The organism is Amycolatopsis sp. NPDC026612, assembly GCF_040638285.1.
Taxonomy (GTDB): domain Bacteria; phylum Actinomycetota; class Actinomycetes; order Mycobacteriales; family Pseudonocardiaceae; genus Amycolatopsis.
In genome coordinates this window covers 19,981-45,208 of record NZ_JBEZYB010000050.1, presented here as the reverse complement: position 1 = coordinate 45,208, position 25,228 = coordinate 19,981, and the positions used below count along the sequence as shown (strand labels likewise).

Annotated in this window: 27 protein-coding genes; 18 read left to right on the top strand and 9 right to left on the bottom strand. The window is 71.0% G+C overall.

Annotated elements, in window-relative coordinates; genetic code table 11:
- Positions 1 to 144: 144 nt before the first annotated feature.
- The 4 genes from AB0F15_RS32285 (at position 145) to AB0F15_RS32270 (ending at position 3,980) form a co-directional block, all read left to right on the top strand.
- Positions 145 to 1,533, top strand: a complete 1,389-nt coding sequence (locus tag AB0F15_RS32285; RefSeq protein ID WP_360278640.1) for an ATP-binding protein — start codon at positions 145 to 147, stop codon at positions 1,531 to 1,533.
- Complete coding sequence (locus AB0F15_RS32280; RefSeq protein ID WP_360278637.1) at positions 1,533 to 2,213, top strand: response regulator transcription factor; 681 nt, start codon at positions 1,533 to 1,535, stop codon at positions 2,211 to 2,213. The genes AB0F15_RS32285 and AB0F15_RS32280 overlap by 1 nt, the downstream gene beginning before the upstream one ends.
- A gap of 313 nt (positions 2,214 to 2,526) precedes the next feature.
- On the top strand, positions 2,527 to 3,261 hold the full coding sequence (locus tag AB0F15_RS32275; protein WP_360278634.1) for a GvpL/GvpF family gas vesicle protein: 735 nt from the start codon (positions 2,527 to 2,529) through the stop codon (positions 3,259 to 3,261).
- Between the two features lie 152 nt (positions 3,262 to 3,413).
- On the top strand, positions 3,414 to 3,980 hold the full coding sequence (locus tag AB0F15_RS32270) for a GvpL/GvpF family gas vesicle protein (RefSeq protein WP_360278631.1): 567 nt from the start codon (positions 3,414 to 3,416) through the stop codon (positions 3,978 to 3,980).
- Between the two features lie 8 nt (positions 3,981 to 3,988).
- Here the strand turns inward: AB0F15_RS32270 and AB0F15_RS32265 are convergent, their stop codons facing one another.
- From AB0F15_RS32265 to AB0F15_RS32255, 3 genes are read right to left on the bottom strand one after another with little or no spacing between them, the layout of a single operon-like run.
- Complete coding sequence (locus AB0F15_RS32265; protein WP_360278628.1) at positions 3,989 to 4,390, bottom strand: CoA-binding protein; 402 nt, start codon at positions 4,388 to 4,390, stop codon at positions 3,989 to 3,991.
- 23 nt (positions 4,391 to 4,413) lie between these two features.
- A complete protein-coding gene (locus tag AB0F15_RS32260; protein ID WP_360278625.1) occupies positions 4,414 to 5,097 on the bottom strand; it encodes a hypothetical protein in 684 nt (227 codons plus the stop codon).
- Positions 5,098 to 5,154: 57 nt separating this feature from the next.
- Entirely contained in the window at positions 5,155 to 5,658 is a 504-nt protein-coding gene (locus AB0F15_RS32255; protein WP_360278622.1) for a VOC family protein, read from the bottom strand.
- Between the two features lie 139 nt (positions 5,659 to 5,797).
- On the opposite strand from AB0F15_RS32255, the gene AB0F15_RS32250 reads away from it, so the two are divergent.
- On the top strand, positions 5,798 to 6,589 hold the full coding sequence (locus AB0F15_RS32250; protein ID WP_360278619.1) for a fumarylacetoacetate hydrolase family protein: 792 nt from the start codon (positions 5,798 to 5,800) through the stop codon (positions 6,587 to 6,589).
- A complete protein-coding gene (locus tag AB0F15_RS32245) occupies positions 6,586 to 7,347 on the top strand; it encodes a fumarylacetoacetate hydrolase family protein (protein ID WP_360278616.1) in 762 nt (253 codons plus the stop codon). Before AB0F15_RS32250 ends, AB0F15_RS32245 begins: the two co-directional genes overlap by 4 nt.
- Positions 7,348 to 7,371: 24 nt before the next feature.
- Here AB0F15_RS32245 and AB0F15_RS32240 read toward each other — a convergent pair whose 3' ends face one another.
- Together AB0F15_RS32240 and AB0F15_RS32235 are read right to left on the bottom strand one after the other, a co-directional pair.
- On the bottom strand, positions 7,372 to 9,240 hold the full coding sequence (locus AB0F15_RS32240) for an ABC transporter ATP-binding protein (protein WP_360278676.1): 1,869 nt from the start codon (positions 9,238 to 9,240) through the stop codon (positions 7,372 to 7,374).
- A gap of 101 nt (positions 9,241 to 9,341) precedes the next feature.
- Complete coding sequence (locus AB0F15_RS32235) at positions 9,342 to 9,809, bottom strand: DUF1579 family protein (protein WP_360278613.1); 468 nt, start codon at positions 9,807 to 9,809, stop codon at positions 9,342 to 9,344.
- Positions 9,810 to 9,858: 49 nt separating this feature from the next.
- Between AB0F15_RS32235 and AB0F15_RS32230 the strand changes: the two genes are divergently transcribed.
- The gene (locus AB0F15_RS32230) at positions 9,859 to 10,305 is read left to right on the top strand and encodes a MarR family winged helix-turn-helix transcriptional regulator (RefSeq protein WP_360278610.1); all 447 of its coding nucleotides are present in this window, start codon (positions 9,859 to 9,861) and stop codon (positions 10,303 to 10,305) included.
- A gap of 7 nt (positions 10,306 to 10,312) precedes the next feature.
- Here AB0F15_RS32230 and AB0F15_RS32225 read toward each other — a convergent pair whose 3' ends face one another.
- Positions 10,313 to 10,768 (bottom strand): helix-turn-helix domain-containing protein, encoded by a 456-nt coding sequence (locus AB0F15_RS32225; RefSeq protein ID WP_360278607.1) that lies wholly within the window; start codon positions 10,766 to 10,768, stop codon positions 10,313 to 10,315.
- Between the two features lie 91 nt (positions 10,769 to 10,859).
- Here AB0F15_RS32225 and AB0F15_RS32220 point away from each other — a divergent pair, with 91 nt between their 5' ends.
- Together AB0F15_RS32220 and AB0F15_RS32215 are read left to right on the top strand one after the other, a co-directional pair.
- Positions 10,860 to 11,447: a dihydrofolate reductase family protein gene (locus tag AB0F15_RS32220; protein ID WP_360278604.1), complete on the top strand. Its 588-nt coding sequence runs from the start codon at positions 10,860 to 10,862 to the stop codon at positions 11,445 to 11,447.
- Positions 11,448 to 11,483: 36 nt separating this feature from the next.
- Positions 11,484 to 11,867, top strand: coding sequence for a PPOX class F420-dependent oxidoreductase (locus tag AB0F15_RS32215; RefSeq protein WP_360278601.1), 384 nt, complete (start codon positions 11,484 to 11,486; stop codon positions 11,865 to 11,867).
- Positions 11,868 to 11,870: 3 nt separating this feature from the next.
- Here the strand turns inward: AB0F15_RS32215 and AB0F15_RS32210 are convergent, their stop codons facing one another.
- Entirely contained in the window at positions 11,871 to 12,452 is a 582-nt protein-coding gene (locus tag AB0F15_RS32210) for a TetR/AcrR family transcriptional regulator (RefSeq protein WP_360278598.1), read from the bottom strand.
- A 94-nt stretch (positions 12,453 to 12,546) separates the two neighbouring features.
- On the opposite strand from AB0F15_RS32210, the gene AB0F15_RS32205 reads away from it, so the two are divergent.
- From AB0F15_RS32205 to AB0F15_RS32170, 8 genes are all read left to right on the top strand, one after another.
- Positions 12,547 to 15,036, top strand: a complete 2,490-nt coding sequence (locus tag AB0F15_RS32205) for a glycoside hydrolase family 3 C-terminal domain-containing protein (RefSeq protein ID WP_360278595.1) — start codon at positions 12,547 to 12,549, stop codon at positions 15,034 to 15,036.
- A 152-nt stretch (positions 15,037 to 15,188) separates the two neighbouring features.
- On the top strand, positions 15,189 to 16,091 hold the full coding sequence (locus AB0F15_RS32200; RefSeq protein WP_360278592.1) for a GNAT family N-acetyltransferase: 903 nt from the start codon (positions 15,189 to 15,191) through the stop codon (positions 16,089 to 16,091).
- Between the two features lie 103 nt (positions 16,092 to 16,194).
- On the top strand, positions 16,195 to 16,620 hold the full coding sequence (locus tag AB0F15_RS32195) for a hypothetical protein (RefSeq protein WP_360278589.1): 426 nt from the start codon (positions 16,195 to 16,197) through the stop codon (positions 16,618 to 16,620).
- A gap of 32 nt (positions 16,621 to 16,652) precedes the next feature.
- Entirely contained in the window at positions 16,653 to 18,272 is a 1,620-nt protein-coding gene (gene boxC / locus AB0F15_RS32190) for a 2,3-epoxybenzoyl-CoA dihydrolase (protein WP_360278586.1), read from the top strand.
- A gap of 5 nt (positions 18,273 to 18,277) precedes the next feature.
- On the top strand, positions 18,278 to 19,699 hold the full coding sequence (gene boxB / locus AB0F15_RS32185) for a benzoyl-CoA 2,3-epoxidase subunit BoxB (protein WP_360278583.1): 1,422 nt from the start codon (positions 18,278 to 18,280) through the stop codon (positions 19,697 to 19,699).
- 8 nt (positions 19,700 to 19,707) lie between these two features.
- Positions 19,708 to 21,252 (top strand): benzoate-CoA ligase family protein, encoded by a 1,545-nt coding sequence (locus AB0F15_RS32180; RefSeq protein WP_360278580.1) that lies wholly within the window; start codon positions 19,708 to 19,710, stop codon positions 21,250 to 21,252.
- Positions 21,249 to 22,103, top strand: a complete 855-nt coding sequence (locus tag AB0F15_RS32175) for an amidohydrolase family protein (protein WP_360278578.1) — start codon at positions 21,249 to 21,251, stop codon at positions 22,101 to 22,103. The genes AB0F15_RS32180 and AB0F15_RS32175 overlap by 4 nt, the downstream gene beginning before the upstream one ends.
- 10 nt (positions 22,104 to 22,113) lie before the next feature.
- A complete protein-coding gene (locus AB0F15_RS32170) occupies positions 22,114 to 23,034 on the top strand; it encodes a S41 family peptidase (RefSeq protein WP_360278575.1) in 921 nt (306 codons plus the stop codon).
- Positions 23,035 to 23,057: 23 nt separating this feature from the next.
- Here the strand turns inward: AB0F15_RS32170 and AB0F15_RS32165 are convergent, their stop codons facing one another.
- Both AB0F15_RS32165 and AB0F15_RS32160 read right to left on the bottom strand, forming a co-directional pair.
- Positions 23,058 to 23,438, bottom strand: coding sequence for a VOC family protein (locus AB0F15_RS32165; RefSeq protein WP_360278572.1), 381 nt, complete (start codon positions 23,436 to 23,438; stop codon positions 23,058 to 23,060).
- A gap of 46 nt (positions 23,439 to 23,484) precedes the next feature.
- Positions 23,485 to 23,943 carry a MarR family transcriptional regulator gene (locus AB0F15_RS32160; RefSeq protein ID WP_360278570.1) on the bottom strand — a complete coding sequence of 153 codons (459 nt, stop codon included), beginning with the start codon at positions 23,941 to 23,943 and terminating at the stop codon, positions 23,485 to 23,487.
- Between the two features lie 100 nt (positions 23,944 to 24,043).
- Between AB0F15_RS32160 and AB0F15_RS32155 the strand changes: the two genes are divergently transcribed.
- The gene (locus AB0F15_RS32155) at positions 24,044 to 25,183 is read left to right on the top strand and encodes a dipeptidase (protein ID WP_360278567.1); all 1,140 of its coding nucleotides are present in this window, start codon (positions 24,044 to 24,046) and stop codon (positions 25,181 to 25,183) included.
- The last annotated feature ends 45 nt before the right edge of the window (positions 25,184 to 25,228 follow it).

Sequence of the window (25,228 nt, the reverse complement as noted above, 5' to 3'; positions counted from 1 at the left end):
CCGGCCGCCGCTGTCGCCCACCGGCCAGCGCCCCAATGTGGCCTTGGGTGCGTTCAACGCACCGAAGGCCACATTGGGTGCGTTCAACGCACCGAAGGCCACATTGGGGCGGTCGGGGTCCGCGGCGGTCGTTACGCTGCGTTGGTGAAACTGGGCAAGGTGATCGCCGCGACCGGCGTCCGGATGCGCACCACCGCGGTGGCGGTGCTCGCGCTCGCGCTGGCCATCGCCGCCGCCGGCGTGGTCGTGGTGCTGCTGCTGGAGGAGTCGCTCGACCGCAGCGTCACCGAGAGTGCCCGCAGCACCGGACGGCAGGTCGCCATCCAGCTCGTCCGCGAAGGCGCGCGTGACCTGAGCGCGAGCGACGTCGCCAGCACCGGCGACACCGAAGCCGTCACGCAGGTGCTGGACGCGCGGGGCACGCCGATCGCGAGCGACCCGGCGATCGTCGGGCACCAGCCGCTGACCACGGCCCGCCCGGTCGTGGGGCAGGAGGTCATCGAGACCCTCCCGCTCGGGCTGAACGGCGACAGCGACGACTACCGCGTCGTGTCGCAGGAGGTGGCCGGCCCGGGCGGCCCGTTCACCGTGATTTCGGCGCGCTCGCTGGAACCGGTGACGGAGGCGTCGACGCGGTTGACGCTGTTGTTCGGCCTGATCGCCGTGCCGCTGCTGGCGATCGCCGGGCTGGCGGTGTACCGCGCGGTCGGCTCGGCGCTGCGGCCGGTCGAGCGGATGCGGCGGACCGTCGCGGAGATCTCGACGCGCGACCTCGCCGCGCGGGTACCGCTGCCGCCGGGCGGTGACGAGGTGCACCGCCTGGCCGTGACGCTCAACGAGATGCTCGGTCGGCTGGCGTCGGCGCAGGCCGCGCAACGCCGCTTCGTCGCGGATGCCAGCCACGAACTGCGCTCGCCGCTGTCGACGATCAGCACCGCGCTGGACGTCTCCGGGCGGCACCCGGAGAGCGCCGGGGACCTGGTGCCGGTGATCGCCCGCGAAACCGCGCGGCTGCGCGAACTCGTCGACGACCTGCTCATGCTGGCGCGCACCGACGACGCGACCGACCGGCCGCAACGCACCGAGGTCGACCTCGACGACATCGTCCGCGCCGAGGCCGAGCGGGTCCGCGGCGAAACCGCGGTGGACGTCGAGGTCCGGGCCGGGCCGGCGAAGGTGCACGGCAGCGAGGCCCAGCTGCGGCGGGCGGTGCGCAACCTGGTCGACAACGCGCGCGGGCACGCGCGCTCGCGCATCCGCGTCAGCAGCACGGTGCGCGGCGACCTCGCCGTCGTCGAGGTGAGCGACGACGGCCCCGGCGTCGGGGAAGCCGACCGGGAACGGATCTTCGAGCGGTTCGTCCGGCTCGACGCGTCGCGGCAGCGCGGGCACGGCGGGACCGGGCTGGGCCTGCCGATCGTGGCCGGCATCGCGGCGCGCCACGGCGGCCGGGCGCGCTACGCCGCGTCGGACGAGCCGGGGGCGCGGTTCGTGATCGAACTGCCGGTGATCGAACTGCCGAAGGAGGAGTAGTGCGCCTGTTGATCGTGGAGGACGAGCGCGAGTTCGCGGAGACCCTGCGGCGGGGGCTGGTCGCCGAGGGCTTCACCGTCGACGTCGCGCACACCGGTCGCGACGGCCTCTGGCGGGCGACCGAGCACGAGTACGACGTCGTGGTGCTCGACATCATGCTGCCCGAGCTGTCCGGTTACGAAGTGCTCAAGCGCCTGCGGGCGGCGGAGAACTGGACACCGGTGCTGATGCTGACGGCGAAGGACGGCGAGTACGACGAAGCCGACGCGTTCGACCTCGGCGCCGACGACTACCTGTCCAAGCCGTTCTCCTTCGTCGTGCTGATCGCCCGGCTGCGAGCGCTGCTGCGCCGCGGCGCCCCGGCCCGCCCGGCGGTGCTGGAGGCGGGCGACCTGCGGCTCGACCCCTCGGCCCGAACCGTCCACAGAGGACAAAAGCGGATCGAGCTGACCGCGCGGGAGTTCGGGTTGCTGGAGTTCCTGCTGCGGCGGGCGGGGACGGCGTTGTCGAAGAACGAGATCCTCGGCCACGTCTGGGACGCGCACTACGACGGCGACGAGAACGTCGTCGAGGTGTACATCGGGTACCTGCGCCGCAAGATCGACGCGCCGTTCGGCACCCACACCATCGAGACGGTCCGGGGCGTCGGGTACCGCCTCGTGGACGTTACTCGATCGTAATCGGGCCGGTGTTTTCCGGATAATGGTTCCGCTGGGTGTTCCGGTGCTGCGCCGTTTGTCGCCGCCGGTTGCCGCGGATCGCCCAATCGTTCCCGCGAACCGGTGAAAATATCGTCCGGTGACGTCCCTGCGGCTGATCCTTCGTGTTGCTACGGTGAGCATCCACCTGCGACGAGGAAGGCGATGACGAAATCGCCACCACCGTTCTCTGGCCAAAAGAATAATTCGCAAGAATTGGCGGGGAATCACGCGATGCCGACCGGCAGGACTGATCCGGCGCGGTTCCCCGTGCCGGCGGGAAGGAAGAACCGCGGTGAGCACCGGAAACTGGCTGCGCGCGTACGCGATCACCCGCAACCGGCCGTCCGTTTTGGACATCGACCCGGCGCCGCGGCTGATCGGCTACCGGGACCTCGGCGTGGTGGTCTCCGAGGTGGCGCCGGCCCGCTTCGACCGCATTGACACCCTTGACCCGGTCGACGGCACGCTCGCCGAGCTCGCCCGCGACCACGACGCGGTGGTGCGAGCGGTCTTCCGCAGCGAGCCCGTGCTGCCGCTGCGGTTCGGCACGGTCCTCGACGGCGAAGACGCCGCCCGCCGGCTCCTGGTGGCGGCCTACGACCAGGCGCGCGACTGCCTCGACGAGGTGGCCGGCCACCGCGAGTGGGGCGTCCGGGTGCGGCACACCGAGCCCGCGGCGACCAGCCGGCCCGGCTCGGCGGGCCTGACCGGGACGCAGTACCTCGTCCGCCGGCGCGAGAGGCTGAAGGCGATCCAGCGGGCCCGCGAAGACGTGGCCGGTGCGGCCGGGCGGCTCGAAGAAGCGTTGCGCCGGCACGCAGCCGACCGCATGGAGCGGACGCGACCGCACGGTGTGCTGGTGAAGACCGCGTATCTGGTGGAGACCGGGCGGGAGGCGGGGTTCCACGCGGAGGTGGAGTGGTTCGCCCGCGAACTGCGCGCGGCGGGGGCAACGGTGGAGACATCGGGGCCGTGGCCGCCGTATTCGTTCACCGACGTCGAGTTCGGCGCACCGGCCGATGGCTGACGCCGCGGAACTCGCCATTCCCACGACCGAAGGAGCCAAGTGAGCAGACCGGGACAGGCCGCCGACGGGCGCGCCGGCACGCAGGGCCGCGGCTGGACCCCGCCGCCGACGCCCGCGGTGCCGGTGGACCCCGTCGTCCCGGTCGGCCGGCCGTGACGCTGCAGCTCTACGGCGTCGTCCGGGCCGGGCACCCGCGGGTGCCGCGCACGGTCTGCTGGGAAGACCTGGCGATGGTCGTCGGCGAGGCGCCCGCCGATCCCGACCCGGCGGCGCACCTGGCGGTGGTGTCCGCGCTCGTCGAGGGCGGCCCGGTGCTGCCGGTGCGGTTCGGCACGGTGGCCGAAGACGAAGATGCCGTCCGCACCGAGGTGCTCGCCCCGGCCGCCGACACCTACCGCACCGACCTCGACCGGCTCGACGGCCTGGCCGAGGTCCACGTCTGCCTGCGGTTCACCGGACCCGGGTCGCCGTGGCGGGCGGCCCGCTCGGACGTGCTGCTCGCGGAGGTCGCCGATCGGGCCCACGACTCGGTGGCGCTCCCGGCGGGCGAGAGCGCCGACGAGCGGTGGGCGTTCCTGGTCGGGCTGGGCGACCTGCTGATCGTCCGGGACGCCGTCGCCGGGCTCGGCCGTAGCGGCGGCGTCCAGGCCGACTGGCTCGGGCCGCTACCCGCGTACAGCTTCCTCGACCGGCGGACGTGCTTCCGCTGGAGCTGGTGAGGGTTTGCCTAGTTCTTGGAGATCGCGGCTGTCGCGCGGACCACGGCGGTGCAGCGGTTCTCGACGTAGGCGAGCCCGCCCTCTTCGGCGATGCGGCGCGCTTCCGCGGAGACGATGCCCTGCTGCAGCCACAGCGCCTTGGCGCCGATTTCGACGGCGTCCCGGGCGATGCCGGGCGCCTCGGGCGAAGGCCGGAAGACGTCGACGAGGTCCACCGGCTCCGGGATGTCCTTCAGCGACCGGTAGACCTTTTCGCCGAGCAGCTCGGTCGCGGTCGGGTGCACCGGGATGATCCGGAAGCCGTGCGCCTGCAGGACGGCCGGGACGCTGTGCGCGGCCTTGGCCGGATCACGGCTCAGACCGACGACGGCGACGGTGTTCGCGCCGGCGAGGATTTCCTCTGCGTTCATGCCGGTGGAACGCGCGGAGGGACTCAAAGCTTCCAAAGCCGCAGGCCGCGCACGCGGTAGACCGGCCAGAGCACGTGCCACGGCTTCCGGCGGGCGAAGGTCGCGGCGCAGGTCAGGATGTTGCGGGCGGACGTCGTGGCCACTTCGTGGCGGTCCGGCCAGGTTGCGCCCGTGGCGCCGATCGCGATCCGGAACACGGTCAGCAGGCCGCGGCCCTGCAGGTCGTACTTCGCGCCGGTGTCCCCGGAGCCGGGGGCCAGTTCCGCGATCTCGGCGCCGAACGCGCGCGCGACCAGGGGCGCCGCGGTGCCTTCCGGGGCGGAGCCCCGGATCCCGGCGGGAGTCGAGCCCTGCATCGCCGCCGGGTACGAGCCCGGGAGGCCGGCCGGGGGTGAGCCCGCTGGACCCCCGAAAGCCGCGGAGGGAACTGCGCCGACGCTGCGGGTGATCGCCTTGCCGTGCAGGCGCCGCGCGTAGCGGAACAGCAGTGCGCGCTCCCACCACGGCAGCAGTCTGTGGTGCGCCAGCAGGGCCGCGCACTCGGCGTGGCCGATGGCGAAGATGCTCGTGAGCTCGTCGTACGCGCCGTTCGTCACCGGCTCGTTCAGGTGCAGCCGCACCTCGAAGCGGGTGCGCGCGGTGAGTTCGTCGAGCTGCTCGCGGTGATCGAGCCGGGCCTTCGCGCGGGAGAGCGACCAGTCGGCCATCGGACCTCCAGACGTCGCGCACAGGCTAGTTGCCGGGCGCCGCCCGGGACCACGCTTTCAGCCGATCTTCTCGCCGTACATCTCGCCGAGCGGGTCGGAGATCAGCTCGATGCGGGCGCCGTCGGGGTCGGCCAGGTAGATGGACGTCTTGCTCTCCAAGAGGTAGTCGACCCCGGCGGCGTCCAGCTTGTCCTTGATGGCGCTCCACCGGTCCGGCTCGACGGACAGGGCCAGGTGGTGCAGTCCACCCAGGACTTCCGCGTACGGGCCGAGGTCCAGCCCGGGCAGGTCGAAGAACGCGACCGCGTTGCCGTTGCCGACGTCGAAGAAGAAGTGGCTGGAGCCGGGGTAGTCCCGGTTTTCGATCAGTTCGGTGAGGGGGAAGCCGAGGATGTCCTGGTAGAACTCGATGGTCCGCGCGACGTCGCTGGAGATCAGCGCGGTGTGGTGGATGCCGCGGCCGTTCGTCGCCGGGCGTTCGGCCGCCGGGTGCAGGTGGCGCTCGCGCAGCGCGTCGCGGATTCCGGCGAGCTCGGTGACCTCGGCCTGGGTCGGTGCCATGTCCCTCACGTCCCTTCCTGGTGGTCTCTCGAACGGTACGCCGCTATTATCTTGCGCGCAAGAGATTGACTGGCGAGAGTTCCACTGGGTGGAACACTGAAGCTTGTGCGGGACGGGCGCGCACGGCAGAGTTCCCCGCGTGGACGTCAGCAAGGTGCAGGAGGCCGCCGCCGTACTGGCGCGGGCTTATGCCACACGCGAGCCGATCGAGCCGCTGATCAAGACCTACCCGGACGCGGGGATCGAGGACGCGTACCGGATCCAGCAGGAGCAGGTGCGGCACTGGGTCGAAGGCGGTGACGCCGTCCGCGGGCACAAGGTCGGCCTCGCGTCGGCGGCGATGCAGCGGCAGATGGGCGTCGACCAGCCCGACTACGGGCACCTCACCGGCAGCATGTTCCACCTGGAGCACCAGCCCATCCCGACGTCGGCGTTCCTGCAGCCGCGGATCGAGCCGGAGATCGCGTTCGTGCTCGGTTCGGCCCTGCGCGGCCCGGGCGTCACGGTCGCCGACGCCGTGCGGGCCGTCGAATTCGTGCTGCCGTCGCTGGAGATCGTCGATTCCCGCATCCAGGACTGGAAGATCTCGCTGTTCGACACCATCGCGGACAACGCGTCGTCCGGCGGGGTGGTGCTGGGGAGCAGCCCGGTCTCGTTGCGCGACGCCGACCTGCGGCTCGCCGGCTGCATCCTGTACCAGAACGGGTCGGTGGCGGCGACCGGTGCAGGCGGTGCGGTGCTGGGGTCGCCGCTGAACTCGCTGGTGTGGCTGGCGAACACGGTCGGCCCGCTCGGCGTCACCCTCGAACCCGGGCACGTCGTGCTGCCGGGGTCGATGACCCGGGCGATCCCGGTGTCGCCGGGCGACACGATCGTCACCACGATCGCCGGGGTCGGCAGCGTCACCGCGGTCTTCTCGGAGGAATCATGAACGTGCGCGAAGCGGCCGCCGCTCTCCTGGGGACGCTTTCGGAGCGCGCGCCGCTTTCGGAGGTCTGGCCGGGTCTGGACGTCAACACGGCGTACGCGATCCAGGACGAGGCGCTTCGGCAGCGCCGGGCCCGCGGCGAGACGCTGGTCGGGGTGAAGCTGGGCCTGACTTCCCGGGCCAAGCAGCAGCGGATGGGCATCGACGCGCCGTTGCTGGGCTGGCTGACCGACGCGATGGTGCTGCCGGCAGGCGTGCCGCTGCCGCACGACACGCTGATCCACCCGCGTGCCGAGCCGGAACTGGTCTTCGTGCTCGGGCGTCCGTTGGCGGGCCCCGGCGTGACGGCGGCGACGGCGATGGCCGCGGTCGACCGCGTGTACGGCGGCATCGAGGTCATCGACAGCCGGTACGCGGACTACCGCTTCACGCTCCCGGACGCGGTGGCGGACAACGGCTCGTCGGCGTACTTCAGCGTCGGCCCGGTCGGGCTGCCGCCGGCCCGGCTGGACCTTTCGCTGGAGGCCACGCTCCTGGAGGTCGACGGCCAGATCGTGGACACGGCCACGGGAGCGGCGGTCCAGGGCCACCCGGCGGAAGCACTGGCACTGGCGGCGAACGCCCTGGCCGCGCGTGGCCTGGCCCTGGAGGCGGGGTGGCTGGTCCTGACCGGCGGCATGACGGACGCGGTCCCGGTCCGCCGCGGCTCCCGCATCGCGGCCCACTTCTCCCACCTCGGCTCGATCACCCTCTCCGTCTGACCCGCGGGCGCGCCAGGTGCTCGGTCACGGGCCCCCGTTCCGGTAGGCGCGGGCCTGGATCTCGTACAGCTCGTGGTAGACCCCGCCCGCGCGGATCAGCTCGTCGTGGGTGCCTTCTTCGATCAGCCTGCCTTTCTCCAGCACCAGGATCCGGTCCGCCGACCGGATGTTGGCCAGCCGGTGCGTCACCAGGACCGTCGTGCGACGCCCGCGGTCCGACCTGCTCGCGTGCTGGAGCCCGGCGAACACCCGGGCTTCGGCGCGGGCGTCGAGCGCCGCCGTCGGCTCGTCGGCCACCAGCACCGAGGCGTCGCGGTAGATGCCGCGGGCGATGCCCATGCGCTGCCACTGGCCGCCGGACAGGTCGTGGCCCTCGTCGAACTTCTTCGACAGGACCGTGTTCTCCTTGGCGGGCAGGGAATCGATCACCTCGTCCGCGCCCGAGTAGTCGATCGCTTCGCGCCACGCCTGCCGATCCGGGTCCGGCCGGCCGAGGCGCCCGACCGTGATGTTGTTCGCCGCGGTCATCGGCCACTCCGCCGGCTCCTGCGCGATCACGGCGATGTTCGCGTGCACCGACGCCGGATCGGCCTGTGCGAGGTCGACGTCGTCCCAGTGGACGCTGCCCTCGTCCGGCGGGTAGAGCCCGGTGAGCAGCTTGCCGAGGGTGGTCTTGCCCGAGCCGTTCTCGCCGACGAGCGCGACCACCTCGCCGCGCCGGATCGTCACCGAGATGTCCCGCAGTGCCGGGGTTTCGCGGCCGGGGTAGGTGAACGTGACGCCCGCCAGCCGGATCTCCGCGGGGTCGGCGGGCGCGGTCACCGCCGTCGGCGGCGGCTGCCGCTTCCCGGACTCCACGAGCAGCTGGTTGTAGAACCCGATGTAGAAGGAGTCTTCGTACAGCGAGTTGACCGCGCGCATGGTGTTGGACAGCGCCGTCGACGCCGTGCGCATCGCCAGCACCGCCGTGCCGGCCAGCGCCAGTTCCATCGTGCCGCTGTAGAGCAGCCAGCCGAGCACGAGGTACGCGACGGCGGTGCCCGAACCGGCCGCCGCCCGCCCGGTGGTGCGGACCAGGTTGCTCCGGTGCGCCAGCCGGATCTCCTCGCGCGTGAGGCTGCGCGAGATGCGCCGGTACTCGCCGAGCAAGGGCTCCTGCAACGTCAGGGCGTGCCGTTCGAGGGCCATCGAGCGCCAGGTGGCGACCTCTTCGACGATCGACTTGCGGATGTTGCGCCCGACGGTGTCCAGGAAGTGCCGGTAGTTCAGCTTCGCGACGCGCGCGGCGGCCCAGCCGTCGGCCGCCGCGGCCAGCAGCAGCACCGGGGCCAGCCACGGGTTGAGCAGCCCGGCCGTGATCATCGCCGCCGCCAGCGAGATCACCGACGACGTCAGGTCGGCCAGCCGGCGCAAGCTCGTCTCGATGGCCCGCACCCCGAACCGGGCGCCCTGCCGCGCCAGTTCCCGGAAGTCCGCGTCCTCGAACGCGATCAGCCCGACGCGCACGACCGCGGCCGTCACCGCGTCGTCCGCCGCCGCGGTGACCCGCGGCCGCAGCGCGCCCTCGACGGCGGCGACGGCCGCGTCCAGCAACGCGCGCGCGGCGTACGACCCGGTGACGACCGCGATCGCCGGCAGCGACTGCAGCACGCGGTCCGGGGTGGGGCCCTGTTCGAGCAGGGCGGTGAACACGTTCGCGGTGGCGAGCAGCCCGAACGCCGTGACACAACCCGAGAGGACGTGCACGACGGCGGCCAGCAGGGTCAGCCGCGGCGACGTCCGCCACGCCAGCCGCAGCACGACCGAGATCGCGGTGGGCAGCGCGCGCACGGCCTGGCCGAAGCCCGCGGCGGCCACGCGTTCGTCTACGCGGGCCCACTCGGGCATCTTCATGTTCTCCACCCCGATCAGCGGGGGCGGGTCCGTGGCGGTGGTCTCGGCGGATCTGGGCACGTCTTCATCTGTACTCCGGGGGTCCGACAGTTTCTGGCCCGCTACTGGTCTTTCCGGGTGTACCGCGCGCGCAGGAACGGGCTGAACGCACCGGTTTCACCCATCCGGACGTCGATCTCGTGCGTCAGCGTCCTGTCGTCCGGGGTGAGCCGGTGCCGGGCCACCCCGCGCGCGGTCTTCTTCTCCAGGGTCAGCGTCGCTCCCGTCCAGCGGCCGCGGGCGGGCGACTCGGGCGGAAAACCATAGCTGTCGAAGCCGTACCAGAGCGTTTCGCCGGTGTCCGGATCGGCCGTGAACACGTTGTGGCCGAGGAACTCCGTCCCGTCTTCGCGGCGCTGCCGGTAGTGCTGGAGCACGGCGAAACCGTTGAGCGCCAAGCGGTATTCGCAGTCCGCGTGCGCGGTCGAGGCCGGTGCCCACGGCGAAGCGGCGAGTTCCTCGGTGCCGGTCCAGTCACCGACGAACGCTTTCAGCGCACCGTGCGCGGGGCCGAGGCGGGGCATGTCCATGGTCGTCTCCAATTCGACAGGTGCCTGTCGATGTGCGAGGCTAGCACGCATGCGGTCGCATCGAGCCGAGACGTTCACCCGCGTGATCGACGCGGTCTTCGCGTGCAACGGCGGTTTCCTCGCCGCGGGCGACGCCCTGACCGCGCCGGTCGGGCTGACCGCGGCCCAGTGGCAGGTCCTCGGTTTCCTCGAAGACGGCCCGGCGACGGCCGCGGACGTGTCGCGCCGCCGCGGGTTGCGCCGGCAGAGCGTGCAGGAGACGGTGAACCGCTTGCTGCGCAACGGAATGCTCGACCGCCTGCCGAATCCGGCCGACGCGCGGGCGCCGTTGTTGTCGTTGACGCGGCGGGCGAAGGACGCGTTGCGCGCATTGGGGGCGGCGCAGGCCCAGTGGGCGGAGGACGTGGCGGCCGAGGTGCCGCAGGAGGATCTGGAGACGACGCTGCGGACGTTGCGGCGGTTGCGGGAAGTCCTGGCGCAGCAGCGGTTGCCGTAACGGGCGCTCAGCCGGCCGCACCCGGGCCGGCCAGCAGGTCGACGTCGCCCGCGTGCATCGGCTCGCCGCAGTGGGCGCAGCTCAGCTCGACGGTGCTGACGGCACCGCACGCGTGGTGGCGGTAGAGCACCGGCGGCCCGGCCTCGCCCGCCAGCCACTTGTCGCCCCAGCGGGTCATCACCATCAGCATGTCGACCAGTTCGGTGCCCTTCTCGGTCAGGACGTACTCGTGCCGCGGCCGCCGGTCGTACGGGCGGCGTTCGAGGATCTCCTTGTCGACCAAGTGGTTCAGTCGCTCGGTGAGGACCTTGCGCGAGATGCCGAGGTCCGCCTGGAGCTGCTCGAACCGGTTGAACCCGGCCCAGATGTCCCGCAGGATCAGGGGTGACCAGGGTTCCCCGATCACGTCGAGCGTGCGCGCGATCGAGCACGCGGCCAGTTCGCTGAAGTGCGTCCGCTGCATGAATCCAGCCTAGCAGTCGGGGGTTCCCTCAAGGAACTTCAACTGCTACGGTTCTGGAGTCTCCTGAAGGAACCCAGAAGGGAACGCCACGATGAGCAAGGTCTTCAGCGCCCACGCCGTGTCGGTCGACGGGTACGTCACCGGCCGCGGCGCCGGTCCCGGCCGCGGTCTCGGCGACGGCGGGACGCTCTTCGACTGGTACACCGACGGGGACACCCCGAGCCGGGTCTTCGGCTCCTTCAAGCTCAGCGCACCGAGCGCCCGCGTCTTCGACGCCTTCGCCGAGCGGGTGGGCGCGGTCGTCGCGGGCCGCACCACCTACGAAGACTCGGCGCACTTCGGCGGCGGCAGCCCGCACCCGGACGCCCCGCTCTTCCTCGTCAGCCACCGGCCAGCGCCGGAGCTGACCGAGCGGCAGACCCTCGCCGGCACCATCGAGGACGCGATCGCGGCGGCCAAGGAGGCGGCCGGTGGCAAGGACGTCGGCCTCATGGGCGCCGGGGTCCTGACCTCGGCACTGCAGGCCGGCCTCGTCGACGAAATCGTCCTCCACCAGGTGCCGGTCCTGCTGGGTGGCGGCCGGCCCTTCTTCGGGGAACTGCCCTCGCACGTGCACCTGAGTCTCGTCGAGGCCGTTCCCGCGCCCGGTGTCACCCACCTCCACTACGCCGTCGCCTGAACCCCTCACCCCATCCCGTCAAAGGAGCCGACCACCATGCTCGACGCCGACGTCCGCCGCATCCTCGCCACCACCGCGATCGGTCACCTCGCCACCGTCCTGCCCGACGGCGCACCCCACGTCGTCCCGGTCTGGGTCGACCCCGAAGGTGACCGCATCGCCATCCTCACCGGCCCGGACTCGCGCAAGGCCCGCAACCTGCGGCGCGACCCGCGGGTCGCGCTCTCCCTGACCCCGCCGGACAACCCGTTCGAGCCGGTGATCATCCGGGGCCGGGTCGCCGAGTGGGTCGAGGGCGACGCCGCCTGGGCGATCGTCGACCGGATCGCGGCCAAGTACATCGGCGGGCCCTATTCGCGCGACCAGGTGCGGGTCGTCGCGCTCATCGAGCCCGAGCGGCAGAGCGTGGGCATGCGCTGAGCGTCAGTCCGGCTTGATCCCCAGCAGCGTCAGGAACGAGCGGAACCCGGCGGACATGTCGACCTCCGCCGGGTCGAGGAGCCACTGCAGCTGGAGGCCGTCGAGGACGGCGACCGCGATCGGGGCCAGCTGTTCCGGGGTGGTGCCCGGCGGGAGCTCGTCGCGGTGGCGTTCGAGCATCTGGGTCATGCCTGCCCGGACCCGGGCGTAGCGGTCGTGGAAGTACTGCCGCGCCGGGTGGTCGTCCGTGACGCTGTCCGCCGAGAGCACCGTGTACGTCTGGACGATGCCCGGCCGGGTGGCGTTGTAGTCGACGAGGTCCGCCAGCTGGTTCACCGTCATCGCCGAGGGGTCGCCAGCCGGAGCGTGGCCGAAGTGCAGCAGGTCCCACTCGTCCCGGGTCTCCAGCACCGCCGTCAGCAGGTGGTCCTTGGTGGGGAAGTAGTGCATCAGCCCCTGCTGCGTCAGTCCCACGCGCTCGGCGACGGCGGCCAGCGAAGTACCGCGATAGCCGCGTTCGGCGATAACCTCGAACGCCGCTCGGACGATGCTGGCTCGGCGGTCGGCGCCCCTGGCCCGGGTCATGATCCCGAGCGTACGGGAGAAATGATCACGGAATCATAACTTTCACTGCTCGGCGCCAGGTAGAGTGACGCCAGGACCGACACGGAGGGTGCGCATGAGCTTCGACGTCGAAGCGCTGCTGGCCGAGCTCGACCTGGACGCCAAGACGAGGCTGCTCGCCGGGCAGGACGTCTGGTCCCTCCCCGCGCTGCCGCGGATCGGGCTCGCCTCGCTGGTCCTCTCCGACGGCCCGGTCGGCGTCCGCGGGGTGCGGTGGAGCCCGGACGACCCCTCGGTGACCCTGCCCAGCCCGACGGCGCTCGCCGCGAGCTGGGACCCGCGGCTGGCCGTGCGCGTCGGCCGCCTGCTCGCGCAGGAGGCCCGGCGCAAGGGTGTGCACGTGCTGCTCGCGCCGACGGTCAACCTCCAGCGTTCGCCGCTGGGCGGCCGGCACTTCGAGTGCTACTCCGAAGACCCGCTCCTCACCGGGATGATCGGCGCCGGCTACGTCACCGGCGTGCAGGACGGCGGGGTCGCCGTCACGGTCAAGCACTTCGTCGCCAACGACTTCGAGACCGAACGCTTCACCGTCGACGTGCACCTGGGCGAGCGCGCGCTGCGCGAGCTCTACCTCGCGCCGTTCGAACTCATCGTCCGGCGCGCGAAGCCGTGGGGGATCATGGCCGCCTACAACAGCGTCAACGGCGTCACGATGACCCAGCACGCCGAGCTGCTCAACGGCGTGCTGCGCGGCGAGTGGGGCTTCGACGGCTTCGTCGTCTCCGACTGGCTGGCCGCGCGTGACACCGTCACCTCCGCCAACGGCGGCCTCGACGTGGCCATGCCCGGCCCCCGCACCGTGTTCGGCGAGCGACTCGCCGAAGCCGTGCGCGGCGGCGAAGTGAGCTCCGAAGTCGTCGACGACATGGTGCGCCGCGTGCTCCTGCTCGCCCACCGGACCGGCGCGCTCGGCGGGAGCCCGGGCCCCGGATCGTCCGATCTGGACGGTGAAGCGGTCGCGCGCGAGGTCGCGCACCGGTCGTTCGTGTTGCTCCGCAACGAAACCGGCGTGCTGCCCCTGCGGAACCCGCAGAGCATCGCGCTCATCGGTGCGCTCGCCGCGGACCCGAAGATCCTTGGCGGCGGCAGTGCCACCGTGTTTCCCGACCACGTCGTCTCCCCTCTCGACGGCCTGAAAGCGGCCGTTCCCCCGGGCACCGAGCTCGCCTACGCCCCCGGTGCCGATCCGCGGATGACGTTACCGACCGCCACCGACATTTCTTGGGGGCCTCGGGTGGCGAAGCCCCCGACCTGGGGCGGAGCCCCGGATGTCACCGACAGTTTCCGGCTCCGCGCGACCGCCCGCGCCGCCGACGGCACCGAACTCGCCGAATTCTCCTTGCGCAAAGCCAGGATCGACTGGATCGGCGAACTGCCGGCCGGGCTCGACATCGGCACGCTCGCCTCGGTCGAGATCGCCGGCACGTTCCTCCCGGAGCAAAGCGGCACGCACACCTTCGGCGTCACCGGCCCCGGCGACCTCCGCCTCACCGTCGCCGGCCAGACCCTCTTCGACGGTGTGAACCTGCCGGAGGGCGGGGACATCTTCACGTCCATCATGCAGGTGCACGAGCAGCGGCGGGAGGTCGAGCTGACCGCGGGCGAGCCGGTCGACGTCAGCCTGACCTACTGGATCCCGTCGGAGATGGCGGAGTTCGCCCGGGGCACGTTCGCCTGGGTCACCTTCGCGCTCGGCCACCGCGGCCCGGTCCTCGACCCGGACGCGAGCCTCGAAGAAGCCGTGGCACTGGCGGGAAGGTCGGAAGTCGCCGTCGTCGTGGTCGGGACGACCGCCGAGGTCGAAAGCGAAGGCTTCGACCGGACTTCCCTCGCCCTGCCGGGCCGCCAGGACGAACTCGTCACGCGGGTCGCCGAAGCGAACCGGAACACCGTCGTGGTCGTCAACGCGGGCTCGCCGGTGGAGATGCCGTGGCGCGACGACGTCGCCGCGGTGCTGCTCACCTGGTTCCCCGGCCAGGCCGGCGGCGACGCGCTCGCCGATGTCCTCTTCGGCCGCGAAGAGCCCGGCGGCCGCCTGCCGACGACCTGGCCCGCGAAGCTGGAAGACGCGCCGATCACCAACGTGACGCCGGAGGGAGGCGTCCTCGAATACGACGAGGGCGTGCACATCGGCTACGGCGCCTGGGCCCGCACCGACCGGCAGCCCGCGTACTGGTTCGGCCACGGCCGGGGCTACACGACCTGGGTGTACGAAGAACTCGACGCCAGTCCGGACGACGAAGGCGGCGCCCGCGTCCGGGTCCGCGTGCGCAACACGGGCACCCGCAAGGGGCGCGAAGTCGTCCAGCTCTACCTGGTCCCGACCGAACGCGGCGACCGGCCGCGCCGCTGGCTGGCCGGGTTCGCGAGCGTCGAAGCCCGGCCTGGCGAGTCCGTCGAGGCCGACATCGCGATCGCGCCGCGGTCGATCTCGGTCTGGCAGGACGGCTGGCAGCACATCGCCGGCGAATACGTCCTGGAGGCTTCGCACTCCTACGCGGAGCCTCGGTTGAGTACGCGAGTGGTGCTGCAGAAAATCCGTTGATCACCGCCGGCGGAACCCCTAGGATCGTGGACGCACCCTCGGCCAGGTGAAAGGAGGTGGGACCGATGATCACGCAATCGATCACGCGCTCCCACTCCGGTATGAGGGTGCCGGGTATCTGACCCCGGGAGCGCACTCCCGGAAGGATTTCCGTGACCGAACTGGTCATCCGCCCGCTCGAAGCGGGCGAAGAAGCACTGTTCACGTCCCTGCCCGACCGCGGTCTCGTCGGCCGCACGCTGCTCGGCGACGACTTCACCGAGATGGCGAAGAAGGGCGAATACCGGCCCGAGTGGACGTGGGTCGCGTTGCGCGACGACGTCGTCGTGGCCCGCGCCGCCTGGTGGGCCAAGCCCGGCGACGCCACCCCGATCGCCCTGGACTGGTTCGACTTCACCGACTTCGACGCGGGTGTCCACCTGCTGAAGACGGCGCCGCTGCGCGCGGAGTTTTCGCTGACCACGCCGCCCGCGTGGCAGGACGATCCGGACGTGGCGCACGAAGTCGATGTCCGCGTCGAAGCGGCCGAAAAGGCGGGCTACCGCAAGCTCGTCGAGCGCTACCGCTTCCGCTGGACGCCGGAAAACGGCCTGCCGGAGAAGCCCGGCAGGCTCGAGTTCCGGCCGGAACCGGACGACGACGTCATCCTCGACGTCTTCAGGCGCGTCCACGTCGGCAGCCTCGACGCGCACGTGCGCAAGACCGTCGAGGAGCACGGCCTCGACGCGGCCGCGCAGGAGGACCTCGACATCATGCGGTGGATGCCGGCGCCGCGGGACTGGTGGCGGCTGGCGTACACGCGCGAAGGCGAGCTCGTCGGCCTCACGCTGCCCAGCCGCAACGTCTACGACCCGGTGGTCGGCTACATCGCCGTCCTGCCGGAACACCGGGGTCGCGGCTACGCGTACGACCTGGTGGCCGAGGCGACGCACGACCTCGTCGCCCACGGCGCGGACCGGATCGTCGCGGGCACCGACGTCGGCAACGTCCCGATGGCGAAGGCGTTCGCGAAGGCGGGCTACCCGGTGGTGCAGCACCGCATCGACCTGGTCTGACCCCGTCGTGAGTGGTAAGTCGGGTTCCAACCCTCCTTGCCACTCACGACCGGGACCGTTACCGTCGCTCTCGCTAGAGCGATCTATCAAGTCGGGGGCGTGGATGGACAAGGGACTGACGCCGCTTCGCGCGATCCTCGGCTTCTCGCTGCTCAGCACGACGATCCACTACGCGCACAACACCGTCCGGTACGCGGACTACCCGCAGCTCCAGGGAGTCTCGCCGCTCGCCGGCGGCATCGTCGTCGCGTCCGTCTGGGTGGTGCTCACGGCGGCCGGCTGGCTCGGTTACCGCGCGTACCGTCGGGGCCGGTATCCGCGGGCGCTGGCGTTCCTGCTGGTCTATTCGCTGGCCGGGATGATCACGCTGGGCCACTTCCTGACCGGCGTCCCGCGGATCCCCGCGTTCTGGTTCGCGACGATCTTCACCGACGCCGGGGCCGGGCTCGCGCTGTGGGTCTTTCTCACCTGGGCCTGGGCCACCCTCAACCGGGTGACCACGCGAGATCAACTTTCTACACAACATTGACGTTCGTAGAGATGCTGTAGACAATCGGCGGGGTGACCACCACCACACCGGTTGCCTTCGACCGCCGTCCGGACGAGTACCGCCACTGGCGCCTCCGGCTCGACGGGGAGGTGGCCTGGCTGGAGCTGGACGTCGACGAGCAGGGCGGACTGGTCCCGGGGTACGAGCTCAAGCTCAACTCCTACGACCTCGGCGTCGACATCGAGCTGTACGACGCCACGCAGCGGCTGCGGTTCGAACACCCCGAGGTCCGCGTGGTCATCGTGACCAGCGCCAAGGACAAGGTGTTCTGCGCCGGCGCGAACATCCGCATGCTCGCCGCGTCGGAGCACCACTGGAAGGTCAACTTCTGCAAGTTCACCAACGAGACGCGCAACGGCATGGAGGACGCCACCGAGCACTCCGGCCAGATCTACGTGGCCGCGGTCAACGGCACCTGCGCCGGCGGCGGCTACGAGATCGCGCTGGCCTGCGAAAAAATCTTCCTGATCGACGACAACTCCTCGACCGTCGCGCTGCCGGAGGTCCCGCTGCTCGGTGTGCTGCCCGGTACCGGTGGCCTGACCCGCGTGGTGGACAAGCGGCGGGTCCGGCGCGACCTCGCCGACGTCTTCGCGACCCGCCCGGACGGCGTCAAGGGCAAGACGGCGGTCGACTGGCGCCTGGTCGACGAACTGGTGCCGCGCCAGGGCTTCCGCGAGAAGGTCCTCGAGAAGGCGCGGGAACTCGCCGGCCGGTCGGACCGGCGAGGTGACCACGGCGTCGAGCTGACCCCGCTCGAACATCGGTACGTCGACATCGAGGTCACCGGTGACCAGGCCACGATCACCATCAAGGGCCCCGAAAACGACCCCGGTGACCTGCACGAAGAGGGCGCGAACGGCTGGTTCCTCGCGATGACCCGCGAGCTGGACGACGCCATCCTGCGGCTGCGCACCAACGAAGTCGAAACCGGGACGTGGATCCTGCGGACCCAGGGCGACCCCGCGAAGGTGCAGGCGCACGAGCAGGCGGTGCTCGGCGAAAAGGACTGGCTCGCCAACGAGATCACGCACTACTTCAAGCGCACGCTCAAACGCCTCGACGTCACCAGCCGCAGCCTGATCGCGCTGATCGAGCCCGGCAGCTGCTTCACCGGCGCGCTGCTGGAGATCGCGCTGGCCGCCGACCGCCAGTACATCCTGGACGGGCCGCCGATCGACGACGAGGAAAGCGCCGAACGGGCGTCCCTTCGCCTGACCGACGCCAACTTCGGCGCCTTCCCGATGGGCAACGGCCTGACCCGCCTCGAGACCCGCTTCTACGGCGACGAAGACCACCTGGCCTGGCTCGCGCGCGAAAAGAACCGCGAGTTGAGCGCCGCCGAAGCCGTCGAACTCGGCCTGGTCACCGACGCCCCGGACGACCTCGACTGGGAGGACGAAATCCGGATCGCGCTCGAAGGCCGCGCGTCGCTGTCCCCGGACGCGCTCACCGCCATGGAGGCCAACCACCGGTTCGTCGGTCCCGAGACCATCGAGACCAAGATCTTCGGCCGGCTGGCGGCTTGGCAGAACTGGATTTTCACCCGGCCGAACGCATCCGGACCGGAAGGCGCGCTGCGCCGCTACGGTACTGGGCAGAAGGCCGTCTTCGACAGGAAGCGGGTCTAGCGCAGATGCCCGGGAAGATCGACTACGACGCGAAGATCCCCAACAACGTCAACCTCTCCGAGGACCGGCGGCTCCAGCGCGCGCTGGAGGGCTGGCAGCCGAAGTTCATGCACTGGTGGGGCGAGATGGGCCCGACGCTGGAGACGCAGGGGGTCTACCTGCGCACCGCCGTCAGCGTGGGCCGCGAAGGCTGGGCGCACTTCGACCACGTCAACGTCCCCGACTACCGCTGGGGCATCTTCCTCGCCGAGCGCGACCCCGACCGGCGGATCGCCTTCGGCGAGCACCAGGGCGAGCCGGTGTGGCAGCAGGTGCCCGGCGAATACCGCGCCGACCTGCAGCGGCTGATCGTCATCCAGGGTGACACCGAGCCGGCGTCGGTCGAGCAGCAGAAGCTGCTCGGGCTGACCGCGCCGAGCCTGTACGACCTGCGGAACCTGTTCCAGGTCAACGTCGAAGAGGGCCGTCACCTGTGGGCGATGGTGTACCTGCTGCACGCCTACTTCGGACGCGAAGGCCGTGACGAGGCCGAAGGGCTGCTGCTGCGCAACTCCGGCAGCCCGGACGCCCCCCGCATCCTGGGCGCGTTCAACGAGGAAACCGCCGACTGGCTGGCTTTCTACATGTTCACCTACTTCACCGACCGCGACGGGAAGTACCAGCTCGGCACGCTGAAGGAGAGCTCCTTCGACCCGCTCTCGCGCACCTGCGAATTCATGCTGAAGGAGGAGGCGCACCACATGATGGTCGGCACCACCGGTGTCGACCGCGTGGTGCTCCGCAGCGCCGAGCTGATCCGCGAGCACGACACGTACGACATCGGCCCGCACGGCGGCATCCCGTTGAACCTGATCCAGAAGTACATCAACTTCCACTACACGGTGTCGCTGGACCTGTTCGGCAGCGAGACGTCGACGAACGCGGCGAACTACTACACCGCCGGGCTCAAGGGCCGCTGGCAGGAGACCCGCCGCAAGGACGACCACAAGCTCACCGACGACGCCCGCACGCTGGAGCGGCCGGGCGGCGACGGCACGTGGACGACCGAGGAGCTGCAGGCGATCCTGCTGCTGAACCTCGACCTGCGCAGCGAGTACATGGCCGACTGCCAGACCGGCGTGAAGCGCTGGAACAAGATCCTCGCCGACGCCGGCATCGACTTCACGTTCCGGTTGCCGCACCCTGGCTTCAACCGCGAAGTCGGCATAAACTCCGGCCACCACGTCACTCCCGACGGGACCATCGTCGACGAGGCGACCTGGCTGGCCGGCAAGAACAAGTGGCTGCCCACGACCGAGGACCTCACGTTCGTGCGCTCGCTGATGCGCCCGGTGTACGAGCGGGGAAAGATCGCGAGCTGGGTGGCGCCGCCGCGGCAGGGCATCAACGGGAAGCCCATCGACTACGAGTACGTGTACCTCACGTAGGAGGCCTGGTGGCGACAGGGTTCAATGCCGCGGAGTACCTGCTCTCGGCCGGGCACCCGGAGGCGACCGCGGTCGTTTCTCCCCGCCGATCGCTGACGTACGCGGAGCTCGCGGCCGAGTCCCGGCGCGTCGCCGGTGGCCTCGCCGGGCTCGGGGTGCGGCCCGAAGACCGGGTCATGTTCTGCATGGTCGATGACGTCGAGCTGCTCACCGGCATCCTCGGCGCGATGCTGGCCGGTGCGGTCGCCGTCCCGGTGTCGACCATGGTCACCGGGCCGGAACTGGGCCAGGTGCTGGCCGACTCGCGGGCGCGCGTGCTGTGCGTGTCCGGCGAGTTCGCCGAGCAGGCGGTGACCGCTTTGGAGCTCGCCCCCGAGGTCACCGACGTCGTGCTCGACCGCTGCGACGCGGCCGGGTTCGGCGTCCGGACGCACGAGTGGCCGTCGCTGGCCGGTCCGGTCCCCAGTGGACGGACGTGGGAGGACTCGCCCGCGCTGTGGCTGTACACCTCGGGGACGACGGGGCAGCCGAAGGGCGCGATGCACCGGCACGCGAGCATCCGCGCGGTCTGCGAGACCTATGCCCGCGGGGTGCTGGCGACGACGCGCGAGGACCGGTTCTTGTCCGTGCCGAAGCTCTTCTTCGCCTACGGGCTGGGAAACTCGTGCTTCTTCCCGCTCGGCGCGGGCGGCGCGACGCTGCTCGAGCCCGCGCGCCCGACACCCGCGTTGTTCGCGCGACGCGCTCGCGAGGAGCGGCCGTCCCTGTTCTTCGCGGTCCCGACGTTCTACGCGGCCTTGCTCGCCAGCGACGTCCCGGACGACTCGTTCTCGTCGGTGCGGTACGCGGTCTCGGCGGGCGAGCCGCTGCCCGCGTCGCTGTTCGAGCGGTTCCGCGCCCGGTTCGGGCTGGAGATCCTCGACGGCATCGGGTCGACCGAGGCGCTGCACATCTTCCTGTCGAACCAGCCCGGCGCGGTGCGGCCGGGCAGCACCGGCGTCCCGGTGCCCGGGTACGCCGTGCAGCTCCGCGACGAGTCGGGTGTCGTGATCGACACGGCGGGCGAAGCGGGCGAGCTGTTCGTGGCCGGGCCGTCGACGGCGACCGGCTACTGGGCCCGCTACGACGCGACGAAGCTGGTGTTCCAGGGGGAGTGGCTGCGGACCGGGGACAGTTACGTGCGGAACGAGGACGGGACGTACAGCTGTCTCGGCCGCTTCGGGGACATGCTGAAGGCGGGCGGGATCTGGGTGTCACCGTCCGAAGTGGAGGAACGGCTGCGCCGGCACCCGGCGGTGGCGGAGGTCGCGGTGGTCGCCGCGCCGGACGCCGACGGCCTCGACAAGCCGGTGGCGTGCGTGGTGCCCGCCCCCGGGTTCGCGGTGGACCCGGCCGAGCTGATCGAGTTCTGCCGCGAGGGGCTGGCGGCGTTCAAGCGCCCGCGCGGGGTGGTCGAGCTGGCGGAGCTGCCGAAGACGGCGACCGGCAAGATCCGCCGCAACGTGATCCGCGAGCTGGTCCGCGACGCGCTGCGCACGGTGCCCAGCCCGTGATCGACGGGCACTTCGTGGTCGACGCGCACGTCCACACGCCGCGGCTGCCGACGCTCAAACCCGCGTGGCTGCAGTGGGCGCACGACTTCGCGGGGTCGTACCCGTGGCGTTCGGTGTACTCGGCCGACGGCGCGGTGATCCCGTCGGCGATGGACGAGCTGATGGAGTCCGAGGGCGTCGACCGGGTGCTGCTGTTCTGCGAGTACAGCCCGCGGGCGACCGGGATCCAGCCGATCGAGGACAACCTGCCGCTGGTGGCGCACAACCCGGCCCGGTTCCGGCTGGTGGCGAACGTGAACCCGTACGTGCACCACCCGGCGGCTTCGGAGGTCGCGCGCCAGCTGGACCTGGGTGCGGTGGCGCTGAAGATCCACCCGGTGCACGGCGCGTTCTCGCCGGCGGACAAGGAGCTGTACCCGGTCTACCAGCTGTGCCTCGAGCGCGGGGTGCCGGTGATCCTCCATTCGGGCACGTCGAGCTTTCCGGGCTCCCGCACCAGTTTCGGCAACCCGGAGCTGCTGTCCGACGTGGTCGAGGACTTCCCGTCGCTGCAGTTCGTCTTCGCCCACGGCGGCCGTGGGTGGTGGTACGACGTGGCGGCGTTCTTGGCGCTGGCCCGGGACAACGTGTGGCTCGACCTCGCCGGGCTGCCGCCGAAGAAGCTGCCGGAGTACTACCGGCGGTTCGACCTGGCCCGGCTGGCCGGGAAGTTCGTGTTCGGCACGGACTGGCCGGGCGTGCCTTCGGTGGCCGCGAACGTCCGGACGCTGGCGGGCCTCGGGCTGCCCGAGGACGTGCTGAGCGGGGTGCTGTCGGGGAACGCGATCAAGCTGATGCCGTCACTGGCGTAGCCTGGGGCGCATGGGGGGTCGCGTTTCGCTGGTCGCTGCCGCGCTGGTGCTCTTCTTCGCGGGTGGCGCCGCTCCGATCCGGCCGCACACACCGGCCGAGTTCCTGAACCGGGCGATCGCGCTGATCCGGGCGCGGTCCATCGATTCCGCGCGGGTCTACTGGCCGCGAGTCGAAGCGCGGGCGGCCTATCTCGCGCGGGGTGCGCGAACCGATGCCGGGACGCTGGAGGCTCTGCAGGACGTCATCGATGAACTGCACGACCGGCACACGATGCTGGTGTTGCCGGGGCAGGAGATCGCCTCGAACGGCGAGGTCCCGTCGGTACGGACCGAAGGCGGTGTCGCGACCCTTCGCGTCCCTGGCGTGGGCGCGGATGAAGCCGCGGATCGCCACTACGTCGACACGGGGTTCGCCGCACTGGGCGGGGCACCGCCGGTCTGCGGCTGGATCGTCGACCTGCGGGAGGACACCGGAGGCGCGGTGTTCCCGATGCTCACCGTGCTCGCCCCGCTGCTCGGCGACGGTCCGATCGGATCGTTCGTCACCCCGGACGGCACGCGGACGGTGTGGGAGATCCACGACGGGCAGATGTGGCTGGAGGGCCAGTCCATGTCCGCCCGGCCGAACCCGGTGAACCTGCCGCGGCGGCCGATCGCGGTGCTGACCTCCGGCCACACCGCCAGTTCCGGGGAAGCGGCGCTCGTGGCGTTGCGCGGGATCTCGCGCTCGTTCGGCGTGCCCACTGCGGGGTTCGCGACCGGCAACACGGTCGTCGACCTCGGTGGCGGGTTCGCGTTGTTGCTCACGGTGGCTCGCGATGTCGACCGGACCGGTCGGGTCTACGACAACATCCCGATCCCGCCGGACCAGCCGGCCGCCGACGCCGAGACCGCGGCGAAGGAGTGGCTGCGCACGCGGGGGTGCCGCTGACGGCACCCCCGCGCCCCCAGAGGTCAGCCCCGGACCTCGTGCAGGCAGAGCACGTTGCCTTCGGAGTCGGTGAACCACGCCGCCCGCTCGGTGCCCAGCTCCGCGATGTGGTCGACCGTCTTCAGCCCCTCCAGGTCGAAGTCCTGGAACCGCACGCCGCGGCTTTCCAGCGCGCTGACTTCGGCGGGGAGATCGCCGACTTCGAAGCTCAGCGCCGTGTTCTCGCTCTGCGTGCCCGCCGGCATCGGCCGGAGCCCGATGGCGCCGCCGGCCGCAGCGAAGTAGAGGGTGCCGTCTTCGCCCTTCCCCGTCTGCTTCAGGCCGAGGGAGTCCGCGTAGAAGTGGCCGGCGCGTGCACTGTCGGTCACCGGAAGCATCGTCGTGATGGTCGCTTCGGTCAGCATGGTTCTATCCTGCGCCTGCAGGTGCACCGGCGTGACCTCGGCTTTTTCAACGCTCGGCGTTGAACGCGCGCAGTGTCCGCATGGCTTCGGCGAGTGCCGCCGCGTCGTCGCCGAGCGGGGTCAGCACGATGCGGCGCAGGATGTCCGCAGCCGCCGCACGGGCCTTGTTCGCGATGTCGAGGCCGTGGTCGGTCAGGGACGCGAACGTGACGCGGCGGTCGTCCGGGCTCGGGATCCGGCAGATCAGGTCCGCCGCCACCAGGCGGTCCGCCACCTTCGTGAAGCCGCCGCTGGAAAGCGCCGCCTCCATGGCCAGGCGGGTCATCGGCATCCGGTGCTCGGGTGAGCGCACCAGCCGCAGCAGGATGTCGAACGACGCGGGCGCGAGCCCGAACCGATCGGCGATCTCGCCCATCAGCTTGTCCTGGGTGGCCAGGTAACCCTCGATGACCAGGCCCCACCAGGTGACGATCTCGTCGTCGTCGAGGTTCGGATCGGCTGTCACGAACCGCACTTTACCGCAAAACCTCGCCCGAATATTTCTTCCAGGAAAGACGTCAGGACGTTTGTACGAAGCGTATATCGCCGGTCCCTACGATCGGCCGATGACTAACGAGGCACTACAGCGTGCTACGAAACTGCTGGACGCCGTCATCCTCGCCGACGGGCACAACGACCTGCCGTGGGAACTGCGCCAGCACGGCGGGCCGAATCCGGTCGAGGCGGCGGCGTCGCTCGACCTGACCGTGCGGCAGCCCGCCCTGCACACCGACTTCCCGAAGCTCGCCGACGGGAAGCTCAGCATGCAGTTCTGGTCGGTGTACGTGCCCTGTGAGTTCGAAGGCCACAGTGCCGTGACCGCCGTCCTGGAGCAGGTCGAAGTCGTGCACCAGCTGGCCGAGCGCTACCCCGACCGGCTCCGGCTGGTCACCACCGCGGACGAGGCCGAGGCCGCGTTCGCCGACGGCCGGATCGCGTCGCTGCTCGGCGCGGAGGGCGGGCACAGCATCGCCGAGTCGATCGGCGTGCTGCGGATCCTGCGCCGCCTCGGCGTCCGCTACATGACGTTGACGCACAACTTCAACACCACCTGGGCCGACGCCGGCACCGACGAGCCGGTCCACGGCGGCCTCACCGAGTTCGGCCGCGACGTCGTGCGGGAGATGAACAAGATCGGGATGATGGTCGACCTGTCGCACGTCGCACCGTCGACGATGCGGGCGGCGATCGAGGTCAGCTCGGTGCCGGTGATCTTCAGCCACTCGTCCTGCATCGCGGTGAACGACCACCCGCGCAACATCCCGGACGACGTCCTGGCCAAGCTGCCCGGCAACGGCGGCGTCGCGATGATCACCTTCGTGCCGGCGTTCGTCTCGCCGAAGGTCGCCGCCTGGAACGAACAGCTCGAAGCCGCGATGGCCGACGCCGGGCTGGAGTACCGGAACCTGAGCCTGCGCGGGAAGTTCATGCAGGAGTGGGACGGCCCGGCGAAGCCCCTCGCCACCGTCGAGGACGTCGTCGCGCACGTCGAGCACGCCCGCGAGATCGCCGGGATCGACCACATCGGCCTCGGCGGCGACTACGACGGCGTCGGCTCGCTGCCGGAGGGGCTGGAGGACACGTCCAAGTACCCGGTGTTGTTCGCCGCGCTGCTCGAGCGCGGGTGGAGTGAGGACGACTGCGCGAAGCTGGCCGGCAAGAACACGCTCCGCGTCCTGCGGGACGTCGACGGGTTCGCCCGTTAGGGGGTTTGAGTCAGCGCTGCCCGCGTGCCGGACGGACACTGAGTA

Bases quoted from the DNA above. Each gene is read 5' to 3' on its own strand.
- AB0F15_RS32265 (WP_360278628.1), bottom strand. From the start codon at position 4,390: ATGAACGCAGAGGAAATCCTCGCCGGCGCGAACACCGTCGCCGTCGTC.
- AB0F15_RS32260 (WP_360278625.1), bottom strand. From the start codon at position 5,097: ATGGCCGACTGGTCGCTCTCCCGCGCGAAGGCCCGGCTCGATCACCGC.
- AB0F15_RS32255 (WP_360278622.1), bottom strand. From the start codon at position 5,658: ATGGCACCGACCCAGGCCGAGGTCACCGAGCTCGCCGGAATCCGCGAC.
- AB0F15_RS32245 (WP_360278616.1), top strand. From the start codon at position 6,586: ATGAACGTGCGCGAAGCGGCCGCCGCTCTCCTGGGGACGCTTTCGGAG.
- AB0F15_RS32240 (WP_360278676.1), bottom strand. From the start codon at position 9,240: ATGAAGATGCCCGAGTGGGCCCGCGTAGACGAACGCGTGGCCGCCGCG.
- AB0F15_RS32235 (WP_360278613.1), bottom strand. From the start codon at position 9,809: ATGGACATGCCCCGCCTCGGCCCCGCGCACGGTGCGCTGAAAGCGTTC.
- AB0F15_RS32230 (WP_360278610.1), top strand. From the start codon at position 9,859: ATGCGGTCGCATCGAGCCGAGACGTTCACCCGCGTGATCGACGCGGTC.
- AB0F15_RS32225 (WP_360278607.1), bottom strand. From the start codon at position 10,768: ATGCAGCGGACGCACTTCAGCGAACTGGCCGCGTGCTCGATCGCGCGC.
- AB0F15_RS32220 (WP_360278604.1), top strand. From the start codon at position 10,860: ATGAGCAAGGTCTTCAGCGCCCACGCCGTGTCGGTCGACGGGTACGTC.
- AB0F15_RS32215 (WP_360278601.1), top strand. From the start codon at position 11,484: ATGCTCGACGCCGACGTCCGCCGCATCCTCGCCACCACCGCGATCGGT.
- AB0F15_RS32210 (WP_360278598.1), bottom strand. From the start codon at position 12,452: ATGACCCGGGCCAGGGGCGCCGACCGCCGAGCCAGCATCGTCCGAGCG.
- AB0F15_RS32205 (WP_360278595.1), top strand. From the start codon at position 12,547: ATGAGCTTCGACGTCGAAGCGCTGCTGGCCGAGCTCGACCTGGACGCC.
- AB0F15_RS32195 (WP_360278589.1), top strand. From the start codon at position 16,195: ATGGACAAGGGACTGACGCCGCTTCGCGCGATCCTCGGCTTCTCGCTG.
- boxB (WP_360278583.1), top strand. From the start codon at position 18,278: ATGCCCGGGAAGATCGACTACGACGCGAAGATCCCCAACAACGTCAAC.
- AB0F15_RS32170 (WP_360278575.1), top strand. From the start codon at position 22,114: ATGGGGGGTCGCGTTTCGCTGGTCGCTGCCGCGCTGGTGCTCTTCTTC.
- AB0F15_RS32165 (WP_360278572.1), bottom strand. From the start codon at position 23,438: ATGCTGACCGAAGCGACCATCACGACGATGCTTCCGGTGACCGACAGT.
- AB0F15_RS32155 (WP_360278567.1), top strand. From the start codon at position 24,044: ATGACTAACGAGGCACTACAGCGTGCTACGAAACTGCTGGACGCCGTC.